The sequence below is a fragment of the Bacillus sp. LJBS17 genome, assembly GCF_019334685.1.
Taxonomy (GTDB): Bacteria; Bacillota; Bacilli; order Bacillales; family Bacillaceae; genus Bacillus; species Bacillus subtilis.
The window spans coordinates 3,051,608-3,075,212 of sequence record NZ_CP079759.1 but is presented as its reverse complement, the minus strand read 5'-3'; the positions used below and the strand labels follow the sequence as shown (position 1 = coordinate 3,075,212).

Annotated in this window: 20 protein-coding genes; 14 read left to right on the top strand and 6 right to left on the bottom strand. The window is 45.4% G+C overall.

The genetic code is table 11. The annotated features are described in order from the left end of the window. Positions 1 to 15: 15 nt before the first annotated feature. Genes glgD through glgP form a run of 3 tightly spaced genes read left to right on the top strand, consistent with a single transcriptional unit; the run spans position 16 to position 4,881 of the window. Positions 16 to 1,047, top strand: coding sequence for a glucose-1-phosphate adenylyltransferase subunit GlgD (gene glgD / locus KXZ66_RS15870; protein ID WP_021480380.1), 1,032 nt, complete (start codon positions 16 to 18; stop codon positions 1,045 to 1,047). Beyond that, positions 1,044 to 2,498, top strand: coding sequence for a glycogen synthase GlgA (gene glgA / locus KXZ66_RS15865; RefSeq protein WP_219144613.1), 1,455 nt, complete (start codon positions 1,044 to 1,046; stop codon positions 2,496 to 2,498). The genes glgD and glgA overlap by 4 nt, the downstream gene beginning before the upstream one ends. After that, positions 2,485 to 4,881, top strand: a complete 2,397-nt coding sequence (gene glgP, locus KXZ66_RS15860; RefSeq protein WP_032722378.1) for a glycogen phosphorylase GlgP — start codon at positions 2,485 to 2,487, stop codon at positions 4,879 to 4,881. Before glgA ends, glgP begins: the two co-directional genes overlap by 14 nt. Before the next feature lie 30 nt (positions 4,882 to 4,911). Here the strand turns inward: glgP and KXZ66_RS15855 are convergent, their stop codons facing one another. Both KXZ66_RS15855 and cotI read right to left on the bottom strand, forming a co-directional pair. After that, positions 4,912 to 5,379, bottom strand: coding sequence for a TspO/MBR family protein (locus KXZ66_RS15855; protein WP_041851138.1), 468 nt, complete (start codon positions 5,377 to 5,379; stop codon positions 4,912 to 4,914). Between the two features lie 92 nt (positions 5,380 to 5,471). Further along, complete coding sequence (gene cotI / locus KXZ66_RS15850) at positions 5,472 to 6,545, bottom strand: spore coat kinase CotI (RefSeq protein ID WP_080351468.1); 1,074 nt, start codon at positions 6,543 to 6,545, stop codon at positions 5,472 to 5,474. A 189-nt stretch (positions 6,546 to 6,734) separates the two neighbouring features. On the opposite strand from cotI, the gene cotSA reads away from it, so the two are divergent. Genes cotSA through KXZ66_RS15835 form a run of 3 tightly spaced genes read left to right on the top strand, consistent with a single transcriptional unit; the run spans position 6,735 to position 9,374 of the window. Further along, a complete protein-coding gene (gene cotSA / locus KXZ66_RS15845) occupies positions 6,735 to 7,868 on the top strand; it encodes a spore coat protein CotSA (RefSeq protein WP_064670850.1) in 1,134 nt (377 codons plus the stop codon). A 14-nt stretch (positions 7,869 to 7,882) separates the two neighbouring features. Next, a complete protein-coding gene (gene cotS, locus KXZ66_RS15840) occupies positions 7,883 to 8,938 on the top strand; it encodes a spore coat putative kinase CotS (RefSeq protein WP_103803295.1) in 1,056 nt (351 codons plus the stop codon). Position 8,939: 1 nt separating this feature from the next. Further along, the gene (locus tag KXZ66_RS15835; protein ID WP_151870093.1) at positions 8,940 to 9,374 is read left to right on the top strand and encodes a hypothetical protein; all 435 of its coding nucleotides are present in this window, start codon (positions 8,940 to 8,942) and stop codon (positions 9,372 to 9,374) included. Positions 9,375 to 9,447: 73 nt separating this feature from the next. On the opposite strand, the gene KXZ66_RS15830 is transcribed toward KXZ66_RS15835, so the two are convergent. From KXZ66_RS15830 to KXZ66_RS15820, 3 genes are read right to left on the bottom strand one after another with little or no spacing between them, the layout of a single operon-like run. Next, the gene (locus KXZ66_RS15830) at positions 9,448 to 10,671 is read right to left on the bottom strand and encodes a glycosyltransferase family 4 protein (RefSeq protein WP_032726474.1); all 1,224 of its coding nucleotides are present in this window, start codon (positions 10,669 to 10,671) and stop codon (positions 9,448 to 9,450) included. Between the two features lie 2 nt (positions 10,672 to 10,673). Then, complete coding sequence (locus KXZ66_RS15825) at positions 10,674 to 11,624, bottom strand: NAD-dependent epimerase/dehydratase family protein (protein WP_032726473.1); 951 nt, start codon at positions 11,622 to 11,624, stop codon at positions 10,674 to 10,676. Beyond that, positions 11,621 to 12,907 carry a UDP-glucose dehydrogenase family protein gene (locus KXZ66_RS15820; RefSeq protein ID WP_122895724.1) on the bottom strand — a complete coding sequence of 429 codons (1,287 nt, stop codon included), beginning with the start codon at positions 12,905 to 12,907 and terminating at the stop codon, positions 11,621 to 11,623. The genes KXZ66_RS15825 and KXZ66_RS15820 overlap by 4 nt, the downstream gene beginning before the upstream one ends. 171 nt (positions 12,908 to 13,078) lie before the next feature. Between KXZ66_RS15820 and KXZ66_RS15815 the strand changes: the two genes are divergently transcribed. Then, entirely contained in the window at positions 13,079 to 13,897 is an 819-nt protein-coding gene (locus KXZ66_RS15815; RefSeq protein ID WP_151870094.1) for a UTP--glucose-1-phosphate uridylyltransferase, read from the top strand. A gap of 8 nt (positions 13,898 to 13,905) precedes the next feature. Here KXZ66_RS15815 and KXZ66_RS15810 read toward each other — a convergent pair whose 3' ends face one another. Continuing rightward, positions 13,906 to 14,625 carry a yteA family sporulation protein gene (locus tag KXZ66_RS15810; RefSeq protein ID WP_003229046.1) on the bottom strand — a complete coding sequence of 240 codons (720 nt, stop codon included), beginning with the start codon at positions 14,623 to 14,625 and terminating at the stop codon, positions 13,906 to 13,908. A 289-nt stretch (positions 14,626 to 14,914) separates the two neighbouring features. On the opposite strand from KXZ66_RS15810, the gene KXZ66_RS15805 reads away from it, so the two are divergent. From KXZ66_RS15805 to mntA, 7 genes are all read left to right on the top strand, one after another. Further along, a complete protein-coding gene (locus KXZ66_RS15805) occupies positions 14,915 to 16,330 on the top strand; it encodes an isochorismate synthase (protein ID WP_015714577.1) in 1,416 nt (471 codons plus the stop codon). Beyond that, the gene (gene menD / locus KXZ66_RS15800) at positions 16,327 to 18,069 is read left to right on the top strand and encodes a 2-succinyl-5-enolpyruvyl-6-hydroxy-3-cyclohexene-1-carboxylic-acid synthase (RefSeq protein WP_015384451.1); all 1,743 of its coding nucleotides are present in this window, start codon (positions 16,327 to 16,329) and stop codon (positions 18,067 to 18,069) included. Before KXZ66_RS15805 ends, menD begins: the two co-directional genes overlap by 4 nt. Further along, complete coding sequence (gene menH, locus KXZ66_RS15795; RefSeq protein WP_141949787.1) at positions 18,057 to 18,881, top strand: 2-succinyl-6-hydroxy-2,4-cyclohexadiene-1-carboxylate synthase; 825 nt, start codon at positions 18,057 to 18,059, stop codon at positions 18,879 to 18,881. The genes menD and menH overlap by 13 nt, the downstream gene beginning before the upstream one ends. A 34-nt stretch (positions 18,882 to 18,915) precedes the next feature. Continuing rightward, entirely contained in the window at positions 18,916 to 19,731 is an 816-nt protein-coding gene (gene menB / locus KXZ66_RS15790; RefSeq protein ID WP_003229054.1) for a 1,4-dihydroxy-2-naphthoyl-CoA synthase, read from the top strand. 90 nt (positions 19,732 to 19,821) lie between these two features. Continuing rightward, positions 19,822 to 21,282 (top strand): o-succinylbenzoate--CoA ligase, encoded by a 1,461-nt coding sequence (locus tag KXZ66_RS15785; protein WP_151870095.1) that lies wholly within the window; start codon positions 19,822 to 19,824, stop codon positions 21,280 to 21,282. Continuing rightward, positions 21,279 to 22,394 carry an o-succinylbenzoate synthase gene (menC, locus tag KXZ66_RS15780; protein ID WP_049140989.1) on the top strand — a complete coding sequence of 372 codons (1,116 nt, stop codon included), beginning with the start codon at positions 21,279 to 21,281 and terminating at the stop codon, positions 22,392 to 22,394. The genes KXZ66_RS15785 and menC overlap by 4 nt, the downstream gene beginning before the upstream one ends. Positions 22,395 to 22,673: 279 nt before the next feature. Further along, a complete protein-coding gene (gene mntA / locus KXZ66_RS15775) occupies positions 22,674 to 23,594 on the top strand; it encodes a manganese ABC transporter substrate-binding protein/adhesin MntA (RefSeq protein WP_113712811.1) in 921 nt (306 codons plus the stop codon). Positions 23,595 to 23,605: the final 11 nt, after the last annotated feature.

Genomic DNA, 23,605 nt, shown 5'->3' with positions numbered 1-23,605 from the left:
GAGGGGGCAGAGTCAGTGTTCAATAATCAAATGTTAGGTGTTATAGATGAAACCACATATAAGCATTCTCTTCAGGATTTAACAGCACAGCGGTCGCTCGGGGCGATCCCTTTTGCCGGCAGGTACCGACTGATTGATTTTATGCTTTCCAACATGGTGAATGCGGATATTAGGAGTGTTGCAATTTTTCCGAAGTATCGTTACCGTTCGCTCATGGATCACCTTGGGGCGGGTAAGGAATGGGATTTGCACCGGAAAAAGGACGGCCTCTTTTTTTTCCCGTCTCCCCATCTTCATCACGAATACGATGAATTCGGTTCCTTTCGCCAGTTTTCGGACCATCTAGATTACTTCCACAGAAGCACTCAGCAATATGCTGTAATCTCCAACAGCCATACCGTATGCAACATTCAATTTCAATATGTGCTGAAACGCCATCAGGAGGTTGGCTGCGATGTCACCGAGGTATTTCAGGACGGCCAGTCGCTGCAAATTTATATCATGTCTACAACACTTTTAAAAGATTTGATCTACGGACATAGTGAAAAAGGCTATAAAACCATTCAGGAGGCTGTTGAAAAGGAAGCTTCCGCTCTGACCATTTGCCCTTATGAATATTCAGGTTATGCCGCAGTTATTGATTCGGTGGAAAAATATTATACCCACAGTATGGAACTCATTCAGCCCCGTTTTTGGCAGCAGGTGTTTTTGCCGCAGCAGCCTATCTACACAAAAGTGAAGGATGAACCGCCGACGAAATACGGAAAACACAGCACTGTCAAAAATTCTTTGGTGGCAAACGGCTGTGTGCTTGAAGGAGAGGTTGAAAACTGCATTTTGTTCAGGGCGGTCCATGTCGGAAAGGGTACGAAGCTGAAAAACTGTATTATTATGCAAAAAACGCAGATTGGCGAGGATTGTCTTCTTGAGCAGGTCATTTCGGATAAGGACGTTAAAATCGGCAAGGCGACGGAAGCTGCTGGAACAGCTGACCAGCCGCTTGTATTAAGAAAAGGTTTGGTGCAAGGAGAGCTGATGAATTCTTGAAGATATTATTTGCTGTGTCTGAATGCACCCCATTTGTTAAATCAGGAGGTCTTGCCGATGTAGCAGGCGCTCTTCCGAAGGCGCTTGCGCGATTAGGCAATGAAGTATATGTGATGCTGCCGAAGTACAGCCAAATACCTGAGCTGTGGAAAAAGCGTATGAAGAAAAAGGCTGAGTGCACCGTAGCTGTCGGCTGGCGTCAGCAATATTGCGGAATTGAACATATGGACGAAGATGATGTGAATTATTACTTCATCGACAATGAGTACTATTTCAACAGGGATTCGTTGTACGGGCATTATGATGACGGTGAGCGGTTTGCCTTTTTTTCAAGAGCTGTGCTGGAGGCTGCCAAAGTTGTGAATGTTCAAGCCGATATTGTTCATACTCACGATTGGCATACAGCGATGGTCAATTATTTGCTGAAAGAGGAGTACAGAAAACATCCTTTTTATGAACGGATGAAAAGCGTGCTCACGATCCACAACCTGCAGTTTCAAGGCATATTCCCTCCTGATGTCACACATGACTTGCTGGGTCTTGAGATGGATCATTTTCATTATGAAAGGTTAGAATGCAACGGATTTGTTAATTTTATGAAGGCGGGCATCATTGCGGCTGATCATGTGACAACTGTGAGCCCCACTTACAGAAATGAAATCATGACGCCGTATTATGGTGAGCAGCTGGAACAGGTTTTGCAATATAGGGAAAATGATGTAACCGGCATATTAAATGGCATTGATGATACGTTCTATCAGCCGAAAAGCGATCCTTATATAGAGGCGCAATACGATTCAGGGGATCTTGCATGCAAGTTGGAAAACAAAACGAAGCTTCAGCGGCGGATGGGGCTTCCAGAGAAAAACGATATTCCGCTGATCAGTATGGTGACAAGGCTCACTAAACAAAAGGGGCTTGATCTTGTCCGCAGAATTATGCATGAACTTCTTGAGGAGCAAGACATACAGCTGGTTGTGCTGGGCACAGGAGAACGTGAATTTGAAGATTATTTCCGGTATGCAGAATTTGCTTTTCATGAGAAGTGCCGGGCTTATATCGGGTTTGATGAGCCGCTAGCCCATCAAATTTATGCGGGCTCTGATATGTTTTTGATGCCGTCGAAATTTGAGCCGTGCGGTTTGGGGCAGCTCATTGCTCTTCAATATGGCGCCATTCCGATTGTCAGGGAAACGGGCGGTCTTTACGACACTGTCCGTGCCTATCAGGAGGAAGAGGGAACGGGCAATGGCTTTACGTTTTCCGCCTTTAATGCGCATGATCTGAAATTTACGATAGAAAGGGCACTGTCGTTTTATCGCCAACAGGATGTATGGAAGAGCATCGTGAAGACCGCTATGAATGCAGATTACAGCTGGGGGAAGTCGGCTAAAGAGTATCAGCGTATTTTCGAGCAGGTGACAAGGAGTGGACGGGATGTTCTCGAGTAAAGAACGCTTTGCAGACTTATTTTTAAAGCGTCTGGAAATGACGTGCGGAAAAAGCTTTAAAGATTCTGCCAAGCTGGATCAATATAAAACGTTGGGCAATATGGTCAGAGAGTATATCAGCGCTGATTGGATCGAAACGAATGAAAAAAGCAGATCAAATTCCGGGAAGCAGACATATTATTTATCAATCGAATTTCTGCTCGGTCAGCTCCTTGAGCAAAACTTAATGAATCTTGGTGTTCGTGATGTTGTAGAAGCTGGTTTAAAGGAAATCGGCATCAATTTAGAGGAGATCCTTCAGATAGAGAACGATGCAGGTCTCGGCAATGGCGGACTTGGCCGCTTGGCCGCTTGCTTTTTAGATTCGCTTGCTTCGTTGAACCTGCCTGGGCACGGCATGGGCATACGTTATAAGCATGGTTTGTTTGAGCAAAAAATTGTAGACGGGCATCAGGTGGAGCTGCCTGAGCAATGGCTGAAAAACGGGAACGTATGGGAAGTAAGGAATGCGGATCAAGCAGTGGACGTGCCGTTTTGGGGCGAAGTCCATATGACAGAAAAAAGCGGGCGCCTGCATTTTCGCCACGAACAAGCGACAATTGTTACCGCTGTTCCTTATGATATACCGATCATCGGCTATGAAACGGGCACTGTCAACACGTTAAGGCTTTGGAACGCCGAGCCCTATGCGCATTATCACGGCGGTAATATTTTGTCTTATAAGCGGGAAACAGAAGCGGTTTCTGAATTCTTATATCCCGATGACACCCATGATGAGGGGAAAATTTTACGGCTGAAGCAGCAGTATTTTTTAGTATGCGCAAGCTTAAAAAGCATTGTGAACAATTACCGTAAAACACATAAATCTTTATCCGGCCTGCATAAAAAAGTGAGCATTCATATTAATGACACTCACCCTGCGCTTGCGGTGCCTGAGCTGATGCGGATTTTGCTCGATGAAGAGAACATGGGCTGGGAAGAAGCTTGGCATATCACTGTACATACGATTTCTTATACAAATCATACAACATTGTCAGAAGCGCTCGAGAAATGGCCGATTCATTTGTTTAAGCCGCTGCTCCCGCGAATGTACATGATTATTGAAGAGATCAATGAGAGGTTTTGCCGCGCAGTTTGGGAAAAGTATCCGGGAGACTGGAAAAGGATAGAGAACATGGCGATTACAGCGCATGGTGTTGTCAAAATGGCTCATCTGGCCATAGTAGGCAGCTACAGTGTAAATGGCGTTGCAAAAATACATTCCGATATATTAAAGGAAAGGGAGATGCGCGACTTTCACTTGCTGTTTCCGAATCGTTTTAACAATAAGACGAATGGAATTGCCCACAGGCGCTGGCTGTTAAAAGCGAATCCGGGCTTGTCTGCCATCATTACAGAGGCGATCGGCGATGAATGGGTCAAACAGCCGGAATCACTGATCCGTTTAGAACCGTACGCCACTGATCCTGCATTTATTGAACAGTTTCAAAACAACAAAAGCAAGAAAAAACAAGAGCTTGCCGATTTGATTTTTTGCACGGCCGGGGTGGTTGTGAACCCTGAGAGCATATTCGACGTACAGGTGAAACGGCTTCATGCATATAAACGGCAGCTGCTGAATGTTCTTCACATTATGTATTTGTATAACCGCCTCAAGGAGGATTCGGGGTTTTCAATCTACCCGCAAACCTTTATTTTCGGGGCAAAGGCTTCACCAAGCTATTATTATGCCAAGAAAATCATTAAGCTGATCCATTCTGTCGCAGAAAAAGTCAATTATGATCCGGCGGTCAAACAGCTGATCAAAGTTGTTTTTTTAGAAAATTATAGAGTTTCTATGGCTGAGCGAATTTTTCCGGCATCAGACGTAAGTGAGCAAATTTCAACCGCAAGCAAGGAAGCGTCTGGTACAGGGAATATGAAGTTTATGATGAACGGGGCTTTGACGATCGGCACGCATGACGGCGCAAATATCGAGATCCTTGAGCGGGTGGGCCCTGACTGTATTTACACGTTCGGCTTAAAGGCGGATGAGGTTCTATCGTATCAGGAAAACGGCGGCTATAGATCGAGGGAATATTATCAGCATGACAGAAGAATCAGGCAGGTAGCGGATCAGCTGATCAATGGTTTTTTTGAAGGAGAAGCAGATGAATTTGAATCGATCTTTGACTCGCTGCTTCCGCATAATGATGAGTATTTTGTGCTGAAGGATTTCAGCTCATATGCAGATGCGCAGGAGCGAATTCAAGCTGATTATCGAGAGCGAAGGAAATGGTCTGAGCGTTCGATTGTAAACATTGCTCATTCAGGATATTTCTCCAGCGACCGCACGATCCGGGAATATGCGAAGGACATTTGGGGCATCAAGCCGATGATGTGAAAAAGCCGCTGTATAAGCGGCTTTTTTTGTTCACAGATTCATTGAATTGATTGTAAAGGATAAGAACGTCGCAAATGCACTCCATAAAAAATAAGGCAAAAGAAGATAGCTTGCGGTTCTGCTGTATTTTTTGGCAATGATCAGTAATACGATTGCTGTGATGGCGACAAGCAGGCAGTCAAGCGATGCAGCCAGCAGATTTTTTTGCGTAAACTGGAAATAGCTGAAGGCTTGATTGAGCACGTAATTTATCAAAAGTGTAAACCAAAAGCTTTTCGCACCTTTAAATGAAAACGCAGCATATACAATGGCTGCTGAAAGGGAGATCAGGGCAAACAGGATGGCCCAAATGATGCCGATCGCAGTTCCGCTTGGCGTCCAGTCCGGTTTTTTCAATGAATTGTACCATTCTTGGTCCACAGGAAACAGGTAGCCTGCGGCTGAAAACAGCGCATATGTAATCACAAAAACCGCTATGGCGCCGAAAATCTTTTTCATGTTTGTACCCTCCGTATGTATTTATTTTACATTTACACTTACCCTTTAGCTTATAAAGATCAAACCCCCGATATGCGGGGGAAATGATGGGGTTAAATCAGCTGCTGCAATGCGTTTGATTTAATGCGTTCATATTCAAAAGCTGATTCTAATTCTTCCTTCGGTAAAGCAGACTTGCGGACGTATTTTTCGCGAATGACATCGTAAAGCTCATAAGGAAACAGCATATCTATAAACATGACTTGTTTTTGTTCTTCAGTTAATGGGGCTCTGGATTCGTATGCGTTCAGCATGACATGAAATGTCTCGTCATCCCAAACACCCGTCGTATCCAAAAGCGGAATAATCATTTTGCGCAAATCGCGAATAGGCAGATCAAATGATACGGTATCTAAGTCGATGACCCAAATCTGTTCATTTTCTCCTAAGAGTGTATTCCCGGTTCCGTAATCCTGGTGGCAAAGGTTAGGGCTTTTTTTCAGCTGTTCAGTCCATGGAACATAGGTCGATTGCAAAAGCCGGTCTTTGATGCGCAGCCCGTCTTCAATAAAGCCATCTATCTCCTGAAGATAAAGCTGTGAGAAAGGATCTTCTTTTTCCGCCTCCGCCATCAGCTTCCACGTTTCCATCTGTTTGCATCGTTTCGTGTAGTGATTCGGCCAGCGACCTAATTTGGTAAATACGGGAACGCCATTTGGCGGCTGATATCCGACGGAAGCTGTATGAAAATCAGCAAGGCCTTTCATGATAAACTCCAAGTCCTGCTTTACAGTCAGCTCAAACGGTCTTCCTTCGATCCAGTCATATACGACAAATAGAAATGAGCCGTGCTTAGAATATAGGCTGCCTTTTTTGTTTGGGAGTATGCCAGGAACATTCATGCCTTTTTTTGCTAAATAGTCCTGCGCGAAAATGGAAAACAACGCTTTCTTTTCTGGCCTGTGTATTCGTTTTAGACAAACCGCGCCGGAGTCTGTGTGGACCTTCCAGACAAGCGCCATCTGGTTTCCCTGAATGACGTCTATTTTTTCAGCCTGCACATCCCATCCTTGAAGCACATTTTCAGCCAGCTCCGTTAATTTTTTTGCATCTTCTGCTGATAAAGGAAGCTCTGATGAATTCCCCTCCTCAATGACTTCATGGTTTTCTGCCATTAAAGGACACATCCTTACCTGTTTTACTCCTACCTTATGAATCAAAAGGAAAAAATGATTGAGTTATTTGACTATATTTAATAGATGAATCTGGTTGTTTACCCGTTTTGTTTTTAGGGCAGTCCCATTCCGCACAAGTTGCTTGTTCAGCCGTATCATGATTCTAACTAGTTAAAAATCATGCAGGAATGGAGGCTATGTATGAAAATAGCACTGATCGCCACAGAGAAGCTTCCTGTCCCATCGGTTCGAGGAGGCGCCATTCAAATCTACCTCGAAGCGGTTGCCCCTTTAATTGCAAAAAAACATGAGGTGACTGTGTTTTCTATTAAAGATCCGAATCTCGCTGATAGAGAGAAGGTAGACGGTGTCCATTATGTGCATTTGGATGAAGACCGTTATGAAGAAGCCGTTGGAGCAGAGCTGAAAAAGAGCCGTTTTGATCTTGTGCATGTTTGTAATCGCCCAAGCTGGGTTCCGAAATTGAAGAAACAGGCGCCGGATGCTGTTTTTATTTTAAGCGTTCACAATGAAATGTTCGCTTACGATAAAATCAGCCAGGCGGAAGGCGAGATTTGCATCGACTCCGTAGCGCAGATTGTTACGGTCAGCGATTATATCGGACAGACGATCACAAGCCGTTTTCCGTCAGCACGATCAAAAACAAAAACGGTGTATTCCGGTGTGGATTTAAAAACGTACCACCCTCACTGGACGAATGAAGGGCAGCGAGCTCGCGAAGAGATGCGAAGCGAGCTGGGGCTTCACGGCAAAAAAATCGTCTTGTTTGTCGGCCGGCTTAGCAAAGTCAAAGGCCCGCACATATTATTGCAGGCTTTGCCGGACATCATTGAGGAGCACCCCGATGTCATGATGGTGTTTATCGGGTCAAAATGGTTCGGAGATAATGAATTAAATAACTATGTCAAACATCTTCATACCCTTGGTGCGATGCAAAAGGATCATGTCACATTTATTCAATTTGTGAAGCCAAAGGACATTCCGCGCCTTTATACCATGTCAGATGTATTTGTATGCTCTTCGCAATGGCAGGAGCCTTTAGCAAGGGTGCATTATGAAGCGATGGCTGCGGGACTTCCTATTATTACAAGCAATCGGGGAGGCAATCCAGAGGTCATAGAGGAAGGGAAAAACGGCTACATCATTCATGACTTTGAAAATCCTAAACAATATGCCGAACGCATCAATGATTTGCTGAGCAGCTCTGAAAAGCGGGAACGGCTTGGGAAATACAGCCGCCGTGAGGCAGAAAACAAATTTGGCTGGCAGAGGGTGGCTGAAAATCTGCTCAGCGTCTATGAAAAGAACAGATAGAAGGGGTGAACAGAGTGTACCAAAAAGAGCATGAAGAACAGATTGTGTCCGAAATTCTCAGCTATTATCCTTTTCATATTGACAATGTGGCGCTGAAATCGAACAAAAGCGGACGCAAAGTCTGGGAAGTCGAAACTGATCATGGCCCAAAGCTGCTAAAAGAAGCGCAAATGAAACCGGAGCGGATGCTTTTTATCACTCAGGCACACGCCCATTTACAAGAGAAAGGGCTGCCGATAGCGCCGATTCATCAAACAAAAAATGGCGGGAGCTGCTTGGGCACGGATCAGGTTTCTTACAGCTTATATGACAAAGTGACAGGAAAAGAAATGATTTACTATGATGCAGAGCAAATGAAAAAAGTCATGTCATTTGCCGGCCATTTTCATCATGCCTCAAAAGGATATGTTTGCACAGATGAAAGCAAGAAGAGAAGCAGGCTGGGAAAATGGCACAAATTGTACCGATGGAAGCTGCAGGAACTTGAAGGGAATATGCAGATCGCGGCATCCTATCCTGATGACGTATTTTCGCAAACTTTCTTAAAACATGCTGATAAAATGCTGGCAAGAGGAAAAGAAGCTCTTCAGGCGCTTGATGACTCAGAATACGAAACCTGGACAAAAGAAACGCTCGAGCATGGCGGATTCTGTTTTCAGGATTTTACATTGGCACGTTTGACAGAGATCGAAGGGGAGCCTTTTTTAAAGGAGCTTCACTCGATTACCTACGATTTGCCGTCAAGAGACCTTCGTATTCTGCTGAATAAAGTGATGGTTAAGCTTTCTGTATGGGATACTGATTTCATGGTTGCACTGCTTGCGTCCTACGACGCAGTGTATCCACTCACAGAAAAACAGTACGAGGTACTTTGGATTGATCTCGCGTTTCCGCATTTGTTCTGTGCAATCGGGCACAAATATTATTTGAAGCAAAAGAAAACGTGGTCAGATGAGAAGTATAACTGGGCGTTGCAAAACATGATTTCTGTTGAAGAATCTAAAGATTCGTTTTTGGATAAACTGCCGGAACTGTATAAAAAGATAAAAGCGTATCGGGAGGCGAATTGACATGAGGTCATCGAAACAAAAAGCCTCTATTTCTAAACTGGATCTCGACCAATTCGTATTTACACCGCCTGGACCGATGGGATGGCAGGCTCATGACTCAACCTCAGCTGAGAAGGAAGAAGAGGAGAAGCATTTAGATGTGGGCAGCATTCGAGAGCTCCCTCACATCAATGCACCGAAAGAATATCAAGAAGAAACGAAGGAAAAGGAAACAGATCACAAAATCGTCGATGATGAAGAAGAAACGAAATTCGAAACCATTCTAGAGCCTGAGGAGGAACGTGATTCGAAACGCTCAGCGCCCCCATATGTAGAAGAAGAGGAGGAAGATGAAGAACCAGACTTAGCGGAGGAAGCTAGAGTGGAAATCATCATTCTTCCAAGTGAATCTAAACCAGCTCCATGGTTTTCTCAAACCGTAAAGCGCAAGGCATAAAGTCATATTTATGCCTTTTTTCATGTTCTCTGCAGCAAAAAAACAGCCCGTTTTGCAACACGAGCTGTAGGTTTTATGTTTTTGCTTTCACAAAAAGCTGATTGATAGATGATAAATCAAAATTTTGCGTCAGAAAAGGCGGCGGAAATTGTTTGTTTTTCGGAGTGAGAACGGATTGGTAAACAGTATTGAGCCTTTTGGCCGCATGGGTAAAGGTAAATAAAGCTTCTACATGCTGTCGGGCGTTTTTTGTCATTTTGCTCATTAATTCTTGATCTGTAAAGGCTCTGTCAATTGCTTTTGCAAATGAAGAAGGTTTGTTGTATCTGTCGATGACAAGGCCGGTGACTTCGTCTTTTACGACTTCTCCGTTTCCGCCCCGGTTTGTGGTAATTAAGGGCGTGCCGGCCGCCATTGCTTCATAATTCACACGGGCGAGGGGTTCGTTCCACTGAGAGCTGCACACAAATACATCTGCCATCAGAAAAAGGTTTGGGATGTCGTCAGCGGGAATGAATTTTGTAAAGATTATGTGGTCTCTGTATGGCAGCGCCAGCGTGCGCAGATAGGTTACATATTGGTTTTCGCTGTCATCGCTGAACCACTTCCCGCCTGCTATGACCAGTACAGCATCAGGGTGCTGCTGCAAAATCCGTCTCATGCTGTGAATGAGAAGGTGAGGTCCTTTTGTCGGGCTTAAACGGCCGGCGAATAAAATAACTTTTTTATCTTCAATACCGTATTTTTTCCGGTATGTTTTTCTGACAGCCGAGCCTTTCATCGTCCAGACGGGCGGATAAGAGTTTAAATCAACGCCGGAATACACAACTTTTGTGATGTCCTCGGCTTCAGGGAAACGTTCAATGACGGTTTGTTTAATAAATTCGCTCACAGTTGTGATTATGGAGACATTGTCGAGTACTTCTTTTCCTTGCGCGAAGGTCATTTTTTTTTCAGAAAACATTTCGTTATGCAGGCTCAGAACGATCTTGCTGTTTGGTGAGGCTTTTTTATATAAAGAGACATTTAAAGGCCTGTTGAACACATGAATGAGGTCAAAGGAAGAGGCTCGCAGCTCTTCGGCTACCGCCTCGCGGTAATGTTCTTTTGGCAGATGGATATAATGTACGCCGTCTTTTGTTTCTCTTTTTGGAAGCGCTGGATCTTCTATTGAAAAAATAGTCAGGTCGTACCTGCTGCTGAAATAGGGCGTGACACCGTCAATCATCATTTGAATAGCGCCGCCGCGTACTGCGGGCGCCGGCAGCTTTTCTGTACAGATAAAGGCAAGCTTCATTTTTATTCCCCCTGATACAGCGACGATAAATAGGCGATTTCGTTGGTCAAGCCATCCTTTAAGGATGTGGCGGGATCATAATGCAAGAGCTGCTTTGCTTTTGAAATATCCGCCCACGTGTTGCGCGGTTCCCCTGCTATTTTGTCCGAAAAGTGCAGTGTTGCTTTTCTACCGGAAATATCCTCAATGAGGGAGACAACCTTTAAGACTGAGGCACGCTCAGCACCGCCGATATTTACTGTTTCACCAATAAGGTGGGGTTTCTCAAGAACAGCGGTGATGCCTTTGACACAGTCGCTGATATAAGTGAAATCTCTTGACTGCTGCCCATCACCGAAGATGGTAAGCGGCTTTTGCTGAAGGTGCTGCTTAATGAGCCGGTGAAAAGCCATATCCGGCCGCTGTCTTGGCCCGTATACGGTAAAAAAACGGAGAATCACAATTGGAATGTCAAAGCTTTGTTGATACACATGGCAAAGCTTTTCTCCCGTAAGCTTTGTTACCCCGTACGGAGATAAAGGAGAAAGCGACGTGTTTTCGCTGACTTTTCCTTGTTTTTCGCCATAGACGGAAGAGGTGGATGCAAAGACGAACGTTTGAATAGAATGTTCTCGGCACGCCTCGAGGAGCCTTTGGAGCGCTTGGATATTATGTGCGGCATATGGGTGAAAATGACTGCCCCAGCTTGAGCGGACACCCGGTATGGCCGCCAAATGAAAGATGACGTCCACTCCTTCCAGTAAGGGAGCAAGATCCGCTGTCAGCAGATTTTCCTTTATGAACGTAAATCGCTTTTCCGGCAGCAGGTTTTTAAGGTTTTTTAATTTCAAGGAAAATGGAGTAGGACCGATAAAGTCATCGATTCCGATAACGTTATGTTTCTTATCTTTTAGTAATTCTTCGCAGAGGTGGGAGCCGATAAAGCCCGCTGCTCCTGTGACGAGTATTTTCATGGACGGCCAACTCCCGTACAGATCAGGCCGCAAGCCTCGATCAGTTCTTTTTTTAGTACGTTGCGTCCGTCAATCACAAGACGCCCTTTCATGATGCCTGCAGCCTTTTTCCAATCAAACGCTAAAAACTCGGGCCATTCTGTCGCCAAAAATAAAAAGTCGCTTTCTTCGATCGCATCAAAAGCTTGAGAATGCTGAGTTACATGCTGCCGCAAATGTTCTGGAAGTACAGCTTCAGGATCATATGCATGAACATCACATCCCAGCTCCGCCAGCCTTTCCATCAGTCTGACAGCCTGAGAATTCCTGATGTCATCGGTATTCGGTTTGAAGGAAATGCCGAGTACAGCCGCTTTCTTGCCTTGAAGTGTTTCGAAGAATGACTGTATTTTTTTGATATACAGGCCAAGCTGGGTGTCATTAATGTGCTGCACGGCCCGGAGCAGGAAGGTCTCCGTGTTTTTTTCCTGGGCAGCAAATTGCAGCGCCTGCAGATCCTTTGGAAAACAAGAGCCTCCGTATCCGATGCCTGCCTGCAAAAAGTGCTTCCCGATCCTTGGGTCTAGACCGATAGCGCGGGAAATATCTGAGATATCTGATTGATAGGCTTCACATATGCGGGCCATTTCGTTAATAAACGAAATTTTGGCCGCTAAAAAGAAATTGTTGGCATATTTGATCAGCTCTGCTCCCGCTAAGCTTGTAACGATAAAAGGGGTATCAATGTGTTTGTAAATGGATTTGACGATGGCTGCCGATACGTGATCTTCTTCCTGAACACCGATGACTGTTTTGTCAGGATGCAGCATGTCATATAAGGCATTGCCTTCCCGCAGAAACTCCGGATTGGATACGATATTAAAGAGGTTTTTAGACACTCCGGAGGCAATCAGCTGTTTTGCTATGTTTTCATTTGTCCCGGGCGGAACAGTGCTTTTCGTAATAATGGTTTTATACGATCGGATCGCCTCGCTTAAATCACCGATGACGGACTGCAGGGCTTTCGTATCAGCTGATCCGTCCGAACGCGGCGGAGTTCCGACTGCGATAAAAATAACGGGACATTCCTCCATGCTCGATTTCACTTCAGAAGAAAACGAGAGATTGCCGCAACGAAGTATTGCATCTGAAAGCCCAGGCTCGTAAAAGGGAATGACTCCTTTTTTCAGCTGCCCGATTTTTTTGACGTCTTTGTCTGTGCATATCATGTCATGTCCGATGGATGCCAGTGCCGCTGATAGGGTTAAACCGACATACCCGGCGCCAACCACACAAATTTTCATCACCTGAGCTCCTTTACAAGATTACTGGTCATATATCAATATCCTATTAAAAAAGGGCTGGTTCGTGATTCCGCTTTCTGCCCAGTTGCTTCCGCCTAATTTCAGATGTACAAACATCGGGATGCGCTCTTGGAATATCATGTAATAAACATGAGCTGAGGGGAAAATACCATGATAAAAAAAGCGATCATTCCTGCAGGCGGATTCGGCACGAGAAATCTGCCGGTGACGAAGGTGATTCCGAAAGAAATGTTTCCAGTAGGATCTAAGCCTGTGATTCATTATCTTGTTGAAGAATTAAAGGAGTCAGGCATTGAGGACATTTTGATGGTTGTATCGAGCCATAAAAATCTGATTGTCGACTATTTTGATTCCTCTTTGGCACTTGAGGCTTTTTTGGCCTCTAAGAATAAACTGCATTTACTTAGAGAGCATCCCATTCCGGATATACGGATTCACTATGTGCGGCAGCCTTATGCAAAGGGTCTTGGCGACGCCATTTCTTTCGGAAAGCAATTTGCAGGCGGAGAGCCTTTTGCCGTCGTTTTGCCAGATGATCTGATTTTTTCCGCCAATCAGCCGGCTTTGGGGCAGCTGATTGAAGCATATACGAAATATCAGTCCAGTGTAATCGGCTTAAAAGAAACAAAAACGGAGGATTTACATCATTACGGGGTGATAAAAGGGGAGTCTGTTGAAAAAGGGCTTTATCGCATACAGGATATTGTGGAAAAGCCTAAACAAAACCCTCCGTCTCATTTTGCCGCAGCAGGGCGTTATATTTTCACACCGGATATTTTTAATGAGCTGGAGGCATTAGAAGCTGATAGGGGAGGAGAAGTGCAGGTAACGGATGCGATAAAAGCTTCGCTCGGGGCATGTACCGTATACGGGAAATTGCTAGAGGGCGAGCGGTATGACATCGGCCTGCAAAAGGATTATCTGAAGCTGATTTACGATATGCTGAAAACGGAAAAGAACCCCCAATAATCGGGGGTTCAATCAGCGTGGAGATCGCCGAATGTGGTCATGATTCCCTCTTCGTCAAGTTCTTCTTCATAGCGCTCATGGGCTCTGCTTTGATAAACGGTAATTTCTTTTCCAGTGATATCTGTAGCGATGAAATTTTCGTAAGACTCCGTATTGCCGATATTCTCTTCGGCATTCATCGTCATATCATCATAGCTGAGCGGAGGGTTTTCCATATCCTGCGGCGTTTGTGAGTTACCATATTTTTCGACATCCTGATAGGAATCCTCACTGTCATATGGCGCTCTGATTTCTTCATCATCATCAAATTCAAATTGCCCGAATGGTGTTTCTTCTTCAATCGGACGGTCTTTGGAAACCACGTCCTGTGAAGAATACTCCGCGAGGGTTGTTGCAGTCGGAAGCGCTTCAAGTCGTTCGAAAGGGATTTCCTTTCCGCTGACTTCACAAATGCCATACGTACCGTTTTCTATTGCCTTCAATGAATGCTCAATGTCCCGAAGGTGCTCTCGCTCATGCAAGTCTAGAGCGATGTCTTTCTCACGCTCGTAAAGTTCTGTCGCCTGATCGCCGGGATGGTTGTCGTATGCCGAAAGCTCACCCCACGAATCATAAGGAAAGGCTGAGTTAAGCTGAAAATGATCATTGTCTTTGAAACGGTTTAAGATATCTTTTTTCGTTTGTTCCAGTTCATTTTTTAAATGCTGAAGCTGTTCTTTCGTAAGCAATGTAATCGCCTCGTTTCTCTGTGATGCATACCTTTAGTATGAACAGAACGCCTGAGAACTTTCATAAATGGCAGGTGGAGGAATATAGGAGGTTTTCCTTTTATGGTAAGCGGATACAACCTTTGCTATCAGTGGAGAAAGAAATTTAAGCTTTGTTTCTTTTTCATTTCTGAAATTAGGTTTATAATAGGTAAGGCAGGCCATTTGGACTGCATGATCTGTGTTTGACACAAAGGAGACACAGGTGTATGGTATTAAAAGCATTTTAAGGATTATGGAGGAATGTCTCATGGTGACAACGGTGCAGCGTACGTTCCGAAAGGAAGTTCTACATGCATTACATAAAGCCAAAGAAGTCAACCATGCTGTCTTAATAAGCTATTCGAGACAAATCGAGTCTCTTGACCCTCTATCATTTTTCAATTACGGAGCAAAAAAATATACAGGCAATCGATTTTTTTGGTCAGATCCTGAAAGTGAATTGACAATAGTCGGTCTTGGCAAAGAAGCGGTTTTCCAGACAAATCAAAAAAACAGCGAGCGGTATCGTGAGGTTTTTGAACAATGGGAGCGCTTTAAAAAGACGGCTTTTCATATTTATGAAGAAGAAAAGCTGCAGCATTCTGCAGTGGGACCTGTGTTATTCGGAGGATTTTCTTTTGACCCTTGCGAAGAAAGAGGTTCACAATGGGACCATTTCTCGGAAGGGGATTTCTTTGTGCCTGCGCTTATGCTGACGATGACTGCTGAAGGCCCGTTCTTAACAGTTAACAGATGGGTAAGCGGAGGAGAAGACGCAGAAGCTGTTTTAGAAGGCTTAAAAGCTTTTGCGGCGGAATTTATGGTTCCCGATTTCAAGCAAGAAGATCAGGCTGTGATTGCAGCAGCCGAAGAGCTGGATAAGGATGATTGGCTGAAAGCAATCGAAACAGCCACAAGCCAAATTAAAGGGAAACAATATGATAAGGTTGTTCTTGCCCGAGAGCTGCTGCTCACGTTTGACGGTCCAATCCAAATAGAACCGGTGCTTAAAACCCTTCTGGACGATCAGCAGACAAGCTATGTTTTTGCAATTGAACAAGAAGGCAAAACTTTTGTCGGCGCGTCTCCGGAAAGACTGATCAAAAGAGACGGCGGCACTGTCATGTCTTCCTGTCTGGCAGGCTCCATTAAACGAGGCGTGAATGAAGAAGACGACTGCCGGATAGGCCTTGAATTATTAAACGATGAGAAAAACCTGCTTGAGCATGATATTGTGGTAGGTATGATTCATAATGCTTTTGTATCAAGCTGTTCAGAGGTTGAAAAGCCTGATGGACCTGTTTTGTACAAAACAAAAAGCGTTCAGCACCTGTTTACGCCGATTGTCGGACAGCTGCGCGAGTCTGCTTCGATTTTTGACTTAATTGAGAAGCTGCACCCCACTCCGGCGCTTGGGGGATCACCTCAGGAAAAAGCTGTTGACGTGATCAGGGAGATTGAACCGATGTCCCGCGGCTGGTATGCGGCCCCTATCGGCTGGATTGACAGCCAGGATAACGGGGAATTCGCGGTAGCCATTCGTTCAGGGCTCATCGAAGGAAGCACAGCAAGGCTGTTTGCCGGGTGCGGTATTGTGGAAGACTCGGAACCAATCTCGGAATATGAAGAAACACAGATTAAATTGAAGCCGATGATCTCTGCATTAGGAGGTGAGAGGCGTTGACAGTCAACCCGATTACTCATTACATCGGAAGTTTTATTGATGAATTCGCCCTTTCCGGAATTACGGACGCCGTCGTTTGTCCGGGCTCAAGATCTACACCGCTGGCTGTTCTTTGTGCTGCGCATCCCGATATCAGCGTCCATGTCCAAATTGATGAAAGATCTGCCGGATTTTTTGCCTTAGGTTTGGCAAAAGCGAAGCAGCGTCCCGTACTATTGATCTGTACATCTGGAACAGCCGCGGCCAACTTTTATCCGGCTGTGGTTGAAGCCCATTATTCAAGGGTGCCTATTATTGTGTTAACTGCTGATCGGCCTCATGAGCTGCGCGAAGTAGGCGCACCGCAGGCTATTAATCAGCACTTCTTATTCGGTAACTTTGTTAAGTTTTTCACAGACTCTGCTCTTCCTGAAGAGTCTCCGCAAATGCTGAGATACATCCGAACGCTGGCAAGCCGCGCTGCCGGAGAAGCACAAAAGCGCCCAATGGGGCCTGTCCATGTGAATGTGCCGCTGCGCGAACCGCTGATGCCGGATCTTTCAGATGAGCCGTTTGGAAGAATGAGAACAGGCCGTCATGTGTCTGTGAAAACGGGTACGCAGTCTGTTGACCGCGAGTCCCTGTCTGATGTGGCTGAGATGCTCGCAGAGGCTGAAAAAGGAATGATCGTCTGCGGAGAGCTCCATAGTGATGCGGACAAGGAAAACATTATTGCGCTTTCAAAAGCGCTTCAGTATCCAATTTTAGCGGATCCGCTGTCTAATCTGCGGAATGGTGTTCATGATAAAAGCACTGTTATTGATGCGTATGATTCGTTTTTAAAAGATGATGAGCTGAAGCGGAAACTCCGTCCTGATGTTGTCATTCGGTTTGGACCGATGCCTGTTTCAAAACCGGTTTTCTTATGGCTTAGGGATGATCCGGCGATTCAGCAAATCGTGATTGACGAGGATGGAGGGTGGAGAGACCCGACACAGGCAAGCGCGCATATGATTCATTGTAATGCGTCTGTTTTTGCTGAGGAGATCATGGCAGGCCTTACTGCTGCTGCCAGATCCTCAGAGTGGCTGGAAAAGTGGCAGTTTGTCAATGGGCGGTTCCGCGAGCATCTGCAAACAATCAGCAGTGAAGATGTTTCGTTTGAAGGCAATCTCTATCGAATCCTTCAGCATCTTGTGCCTGAAAACAGCTCGCTGTTTGTGGGAAACAGCATGCCGATCAGGGATGTTGATACGTTTTTTGAAAAGCAGGACCGCCCTTTCCGGATTTATTCAAACCGGGGAGCAAACGGGATAGACGGTGTCGTCTCCTCTGCCATGGGGGTATGTGAAGGAACAAAAGCGCCTGTTACCCTTGTGATTGGAGATTTATCTTTTTATCACGATTTAAACGGCCTGCTGGCGGCCAAAAAGCTGGGTATTCCTCTTACTGTGATTCTTGTCAATAATGACGGAGGCGGGATTTTCTCCTTTTTGCCGCAGGCTTCTGAGAAGACACACTTTGAAGATTTGTTCGGCACACCGACTGGGCTCGATTTCAAGCATGCGGCTGCACTTTACGGCGGAACGTATTCATGCCCGGCTTCTTGGGATGAATTCAAAACAGCTTACGCGCCGCAGGCAGACAAGCCCGGACTCCATTTGATTGAAATCAAAACGGATCGCCAATCAAGAGTCCAGCTTCATCGCGATATGCTGAATGAGGCTGTGCGGGAAGTGAAAAAACAATGGGAACTGTAAACATAACGGTATCAGATGGTGTCCGATATGCAGTGGCAGACGAGGGGTCGAATGCTTCCGAAGCCGTCGTCTGTCTGCACGGGTTTACCGGCAGCAAACAATCATGGAATTTTCTTGATGAGATGCTGCCTGATTCCCGCTTGATCAAAATTGATTGTTTAGGGCATGGGGAAACAGATGCCCCGCTGAATGGGAAAAGATACAGCACAAGCCGGCAAGTTTCTGACCTTGCCGAGATTTTTGATCAATTAAAACTTCACAAAGTGAAATTGATTGGGTATTCTATGGGAGGAAGGCTTGCTTACTCTTTTGCGATGACATATCCCGAGCGGGTATCGGCACTTGTGCTTGAAAGCACGACGCCGGGTCTCAAAACACTTGGGGAACGGCGGGAACGAATCATGCGGGACCGGAAGCTTGCTGATTTTATTTTACGAGACGGGCTCAAAGCGTTTGTTGCGTATTGGGAGAATATCCCTTTGTTTTCATCTCAGCAGAGGCTGGCTGAAGATATTCGGCACAGGATACGATCGGGCCGTCTGCGGAACAATAAGATTGGGCTTGCGAACAGTTTAACAGGCATGGGCACCGGTTCACAGCCTTCCTTGTGGAGCCGTGTAGAGGAAATAGATGTTCCTGTACTTCTGATCTGCGGGGAGTGGGACGAAAAATTTTGCGCCATCAATCAAGAGGTGCATAAGATGCTTCCTTCTAGTAGAATAGAGATTGTTCCAAAAGCAGGACATACGGTCCATGTGGAACAGCCGCGATTGTTTGGTAAAATAGTGAGTGAGTTTTTGACAAGCATCTGACTCATTCACATAGAGAATAAAAGGAGGTCATCATATGGCTGAATGGAAAACAAAACGGACATACGATGAGATATTGTATGAAACGTATAATGGCATTGCAAAAATAACAATCAACCGACCTGAGGTACATAATGCGTTTACCCCTAAAACGGTTGCTGAAATGATTGATGCGTTTGCTGACGCAAGAGACGACCAAAATGTTGGGGTTATCGTGCTTGCCGGTGCAGGGGACAAGGCATTTTGTTCTGGCGGAGACCAAAAAGTGCGCGGCCACGGTGGATATGTAGGAGACGACCAGATCCCGCGTCTTAACGTATTGGATCTTCAGCGTTTAATCCGCGTCATCCCGAAACCGGTTGTTGCGATGGTGTCCGGATATGCGATCGGCGGAGGCCATGTGCTTCACATCGTATGTGACTTGACAATTGCTGCGGACAACGCAATTTTTGGACAAACAGGCCCTAAAGTGGGAAGCTTCGATGCAGGTTACGGTTCTGGCTACCTGGCTCGAATTGTAGGGCATAAAAAAGCACGTGAAATCTGGTACCTATGCCGTCAGTACAACGCACAGGAAGCACTGGACATGGGTCTTGTCAACACAGTCGTTCCTTTGGAACAGCTTGAAGAAGAAACGATTAAATGGTGTGAAGAAATGCTTGAAAAAAGCCCGACCGCACTGCGCTTTCTTAAAGCTGCGTTTAACGCGGACACAGACGGACTTGCTGGAATTCAGCAGTTTGCAGGGGATGCTACCCTTCTTTACTACACAACAGATGAAGCAAAAGAAGGCCGTGATTCCTTTAAGGAAAAACGCAAACCTGATTTCGGACAGTTCCCTCGTTTCCCGTGATCAGCAATACTTAGTAAACCAACAGCTTGAGACTTTGCGGTCCAAGCTGTTTTCTTTTCAATACAGACATTTTACCTCGGAGATGATGACATGCTGACAGAACAGCCCAACTGGCTCATGCAGCGGGCACAGCTGACACCTGAGAGAATCGCTCTCATCTATAGAGACCAAACCGTGACATTTGCAGAATTATTTGCCGCGTCTAAGCGAATGGCGGCACAGCTTGCCGCTCATTCGCTTCGGAAAGGGGATACTGCGGCTATTTTGCTCCAAAACCGTGCAGAAATGGTATACGCCGTCCACGCTTGTTTTTTGCTTGGTGTTAAGGCGGTGCTTTTGAATACGAAGCTGTCAACACATGAAAGGCTGTTTCAGCTGGAGGATTCCGGATCCGGCTTTTTACTGACAGATTCAACCTTTAACAAGAAAGAGTATGAACACATCGTTCAAACGATTGATGTGGATGAACTGATGAAAGAAGCAGCAGAGGAAATTGAGATCCAGGCTTATATGCAAATGGATGCAACGGCAACGCTGATGTATACGTCGGGTACGACAGGAAAGCCCAAGGGAGTTCAGCAAACGTTCGGAAACCATTATTTCAGTGCGGTGTCGTCCGCTCTTAATTTGGGTATAACAGAACAAGACCGCTGGCTTATCGCATTGCCGCTCTTTCACATCAGCGGCTTGTCCGCATTATTTAAATCTGTGATCTATGGAATGACTGTCGTGCTTCACCAGCGTTTTTCCGTAAGCGATGTGCTGGATTCTATCAACAGGCATGAAGTGACAATGATATCTGCGGTGCAGACTATGCTGGCCAGTCTTTTGGAAGAAACAAACCGCTGCCCTGAATCCATCAGATGCATTCTTCTCGGCGGCGGTCCTGCACCGCTGCCATTGCTTGAGGAATGCCGTGAGAAAGGATTCCCTGTCTTTCAGTCATATGGAATGACAGAAACATGCTCGCAAATTGTTACCCTGTCGCCGGAATTCAGTATGGAAAAGCTCGGATCTGCGGGGAAACCGCTGTTTTCGTGTGAAATCAAAATAGAGCGGGACGGACAGGTATGTGAACCGTTTGAACACGGTGAAATTATGGTCAAAGGCCCGAATGTCATGAAAAGCTATTTTAACCGGGAGAGCGCAAACGAAGCCTCTTTTCAAAATGGCTGGCTGAAAACAGGTGATCTTGGTTATTTGGACAATGAAGGCTTTTTATATGTATTAGACAGACGTTCAGATCTGATCATTTCTGGCGGAGAAAACATTTATCCGGCCGAAGTGGAGTCAGTGCTGCTTTCACACCCCGCTGTGGCCGAAGCCGGGGTTTCAGGGGCTGAGGACAAAAAATGGGGGAAAGTGCCTCACGCCTATCTTGTCCTTCACACGCCTGTGAGCGCAGAAGAATTGACTGACTACTGTAAAGAACGCTTGGCGAAGTATAAAATTCCGGCAAAATTCTATGTGCTTGACCGCCTGCCGCGCAATGCGTCTAATAAGCTCTTGCGAAATCAGCTGAAGGATGCGCGTAAAGGAGAACTGCTATGATCGAAATAGAAAAAATCACGCTTTACCATTTGAGCATGAACTTAAAGAAACCGTTTAAAAACAGTATCGAAACGCTTCAAGAGCGTAAATTTCTGATCGTGGAAGCCATTGATACAACAGGTGTCACAGGCTGGGGAGAAGTTTCCGCTTTCTCTTCGCCTTGGTACACCGAGGAAACCATTGGAACATGTTTGCATATGCTAAAAGATTTTTTTATCCCAAATGTCGTCGGCCGTGAATTCAATCACCCTTCAGAAGTGCCGGACAGCCTGGCGCGTTATAAAGGAAACCGGATGGCAAAAGCGGGACTTGAATCGGCTATATGGGATATCTATGCCAAAAAGAAGGGCTTATCCCTTGCTGAGGCATTGGGCGGAACAAGGGATAAAGTCCCTGCCGGGGTGGTAGTCGGCCTGGCGCCTCTTGACGATATGCTGAAGGAAATTGAGAGCTATCAAAAAGAAGGCTATCAAAGAATAAAAATTAAAATTCAGCCTGGGCAGGATGTGGAATTGGTCAAGGCCATCCGCAGCCGATTCCCAACCATCCCGCTTATGGCCGATGCCAATTCCTCGTACGAATTGAAGGATATCAGCCGTTTAAAGGAGCTTGATGAGTACCATTTAATGATGATTGAGCAGCCCCTTCAATCCGACGACATCGTTGATCACCGCCACCTGCAGAAACATTTGAAAACGGCCATTTGCCTTGATGAGAGCATTTGTTCAGTTGATGATGCGAGACGGGCGATTGAGCTAGGAAGCTGCAAAATTATTAATATAAAACCTTCTCGTGTCGGCGGCTTAACAGAAGCCTTAAAAATTCATGATTTATGCAAAGAGCATCATATGCAGGTTTGGTGCGGCGGAATGCTGGAAACAGGCATATCAAGAGCGCAGAACGTGGCGCTTGCTTCACTGCCTCAATTCACAATACCTGGCGATATATCTTCATCCTCACGATATTGGGATGAAGATATTGTAACCCCTGATATTCGTATTGATAATGGATTTATTTCTGTGTCAAAACAGCCTGGTTTAGGGGTTGAGGTGAATCAAGACATTATGCGAAAATATGTGACCAAAATGGATGTTTTCACACAGCATGGGTAAGAAAAAAGAATTTTGCTATTTTGAATAAATGACACTGTGCTGTTACAGTAAAAGTGTTCGTTGAATACATCCCTTCTCGTTTGGACCGGCTGCTGACCCAGCCGGTTTTTTTATGTAAATCAGCTTGACAAAAATGGTCAAACGCGATAATTTTGCACAAAGGAAACTTTTTGTCCTGTGTAAATAAAACATGCTTTTGGCTAATTTAATGTCACATGTCTAAGAACTGACAACATAAGATAAAACAATCGGACATTGATGGCAAAGAGGAGGAGAAATATGAGACGAGGGCTGATGGCAGCAGTGCTTTTTGCGACCTTTGCGTTAACGGGATGCGGAACGGATTCAGCCGGAAAAAGCGCTGATCAGCAATTACAAGTGACAGCGACAACATCTCAAATTGCCGATGCAGCAGAAAACATCGGAGGTAAGCATGTAAAAGTCACCTCTTTAATGGGACCGGGGGTTGATCCGCACCTCTACAAAGCTTCCCAAGGTGATACGAAAAAATTAATGTCTGCCGATGTTGTTCTGTACAGCGGGTTGCATTTGGAAGGGAAAATGGAGGATGTCCTCCAAAAAATCGGCGAACAAAAACAAGCGACGGCAGTAGCTGAGGCCATTCCGAAAAATAAGCTTATTCCCGCGGGGGAAGGCAAGACGTTTGATCCCCACGTCTGGTTCAGCATTCCGTTATGGATCTATGCGGTGGATGAAATTGAAGCGCAATTCAGCAAAGCAATGCCTCAGCACGCAGATGCCTTTCGGAAAAATGCCAAAGAGTACAAAGAAGATTTGCAATATTTAGATAAGTGGTCGCGTAAAGAGATCGCACATATTCCGGAGAAAAGCCGTGTGCTTGTGACTGCTCATGATGCGTTTGCGTACTTTGGGAATGAGTATGGATTTAAGGTAAAAGGCCTGCAGGGACTCAGCACAGATTCGGACTATGGATTAAGGGATGTTCAGGAGCTGGTTGATCTTCTGACAGAAAAACAAATAAAAGCTGTGTTCGTAGAAAGCAGTGTATCTGAAAAATCAATCAATGCAGTGGTGGAAGGCGCTAAAGAAAAAGGCCATACAGTCACAATCGGCGGTCAGCTTTATTCGGATGCCATGGGTGAAAAGGGCACAAAAGAAGGCACATACGAAGGAATGTTCCGCCACAATATCAACACGATTACTAAAGCGCTTAAATAAAGAAAAGAGGT

What these genes read in the sequence shown, in the direction of transcription:
- glgP (WP_032722378.1), top strand. Translation starts at nt 2,485, where the DNA reads ATGTTCTCGAGTAAAGAACGCTTTGCAGACTTATTTTTAAAGCGTCTG.
- KXZ66_RS15855 (WP_041851138.1), bottom strand. Translation starts at nt 5,379, where the DNA reads ATGAAAAAGATTTTCGGCGCCATAGCGGTTTTTGTGATTACATATGCG.
- cotI (WP_080351468.1), bottom strand. Translation starts at nt 6,545, where the DNA reads ATGTGTCCTTTAATGGCAGAAAACCATGAAGTCATTGAGGAGGGGAAT.
- cotSA (WP_064670850.1), top strand. Translation starts at nt 6,735, where the DNA reads ATGAAAATAGCACTGATCGCCACAGAGAAGCTTCCTGTCCCATCGGTT.
- KXZ66_RS15835 (WP_151870093.1), top strand. Translation starts at nt 8,940, where the DNA reads ATGAGGTCATCGAAACAAAAAGCCTCTATTTCTAAACTGGATCTCGAC.
- KXZ66_RS15830 (WP_032726474.1), bottom strand. Translation starts at nt 10,671, where the DNA reads ATGAAGCTTGCCTTTATCTGTACAGAAAAGCTGCCGGCGCCCGCAGTA.
- KXZ66_RS15825 (WP_032726473.1), bottom strand. Translation starts at nt 11,624, where the DNA reads ATGAAAATACTCGTCACAGGAGCAGCGGGCTTTATCGGCTCCCACCTC.
- KXZ66_RS15820 (WP_122895724.1), bottom strand. Translation starts at nt 12,907, where the DNA reads ATGAAAATTTGTGTGGTTGGCGCCGGGTATGTCGGTTTAACCCTATCA.
- KXZ66_RS15815 (WP_151870094.1), top strand. Translation starts at nt 13,079, where the DNA reads ATGATAAAAAAAGCGATCATTCCTGCAGGCGGATTCGGCACGAGAAAT.
- KXZ66_RS15805 (WP_015714577.1), top strand. Translation starts at nt 14,915, where the DNA reads ATGGTGACAACGGTGCAGCGTACGTTCCGAAAGGAAGTTCTACATGCA.
- menH (WP_141949787.1), top strand. Translation starts at nt 18,057, where the DNA reads ATGGGAACTGTAAACATAACGGTATCAGATGGTGTCCGATATGCAGTG.
- menB (WP_003229054.1), top strand. Translation starts at nt 18,916, where the DNA reads ATGGCTGAATGGAAAACAAAACGGACATACGATGAGATATTGTATGAA.
- KXZ66_RS15785 (WP_151870095.1), top strand. Translation starts at nt 19,822, where the DNA reads ATGCTGACAGAACAGCCCAACTGGCTCATGCAGCGGGCACAGCTGACA.
- menC (WP_049140989.1), top strand. Translation starts at nt 21,279, where the DNA reads ATGATCGAAATAGAAAAAATCACGCTTTACCATTTGAGCATGAACTTA.
- mntA (WP_113712811.1), top strand. Translation starts at nt 22,674, where the DNA reads ATGAGACGAGGGCTGATGGCAGCAGTGCTTTTTGCGACCTTTGCGTTA.